The 1,041-nt window shown below is 39.2% G+C and carries 1 protein-coding gene; it reads right to left on the minus strand.

All coding sequences use genetic code 11. The annotated features are described in order from the left end of the window. Positions 1-63: 63 nt before the first annotated feature. Positions 64-1,041: IS110 family transposase (locus B371_RS20920; protein ID WP_019412371.1), on the minus strand; the 978-nt coding region annotated here is incomplete at its 5' end.

Here is a 1,041-nt window from a genome sequence, read left to right on the forward strand (position 1 = left end):
AACCCTTCAATATTTAATTTTTTTGAAGGGCTTCACTATGTACCTTCTAGAATGCACCATTATTTAAGCAACTTCTTGATCTGTAGGCGAAACAGTATATCCCTTCTTTTTTAAATATTCAATCATTTTTAAATCCCGCTCTTTACGCTGATGATTCATGTAATCTGTTCCAAGTTCCTGGTAAGGTTCTCTTGTTTTTAACATGGTGTATACAATGGTCAAAAGTAGATGGGCAGAAGCCATTTGTCCTTTTTTCTTTCCCTGCCGTTTTGTAATTCTTTTTCGGTGGGCAGATATTCGATTATCCTGTCTAGAGGTTGCAAGGACACATTCCACCGCCATTGTTTTTAATGCCTTGTTCCCTTTTGTAGTTCTACTAGTCTTTTTTTTCCCTGCACTTTCATTATTACCAGGACTTACACCAGCCCATGATGCTAGATGCTTCGCAGATTTGAAAACTGACATATCGACTCCCATCTCGGCAATAAAGGTGCCTGCACTTTTTTCGCTCACACCTGGGATTGTTATCAATAGTTCTACTTCATCCCGATATGGTGTCAGACAGTCGTCGATTTGTTTTTCCAGCTCTTCGAGCATGTTTTCTATATACATCATATGATCCCAATGAAATCGCAACATGTCCCGATGATGTCCACGGATTCGACCGTTGATAGCACTTGCTATTTCATGAAGACTTGCCTTCGTTCTGCGATCAATCATTTTTTGAAGCGCTGGTTCTTCTATTTTTTCTCCATTGATCATTGCTTCCAATATACGACGACCTGACAAACCAAAAATGTTGGATAGAACAGATGTAAGTTTGATGTTCGCGTCTTGTAGAATCTTATGGATACGATTCTGCTCGGCAGTACGGCATTGGATCAATTTTTTTCGATAACGTGTCAAATCTCGTAAATCTCGAATTTCTACTGATGGGACAAAGTTACTCTCGATTAATCCACTGCGTAACAATTTGGCCAACCATTCCGCATCCTTTACATCTGTTTTTCTCCCAGGTACATTTTTTACATGTTTGGCATT

The organism is Paenisporosarcina sp. TG20 (assembly GCF_000286315.1).
Taxonomy (GTDB): domain Bacteria; phylum Bacillota; class Bacilli; order Bacillales_A; family Planococcaceae; genus Paenisporosarcina.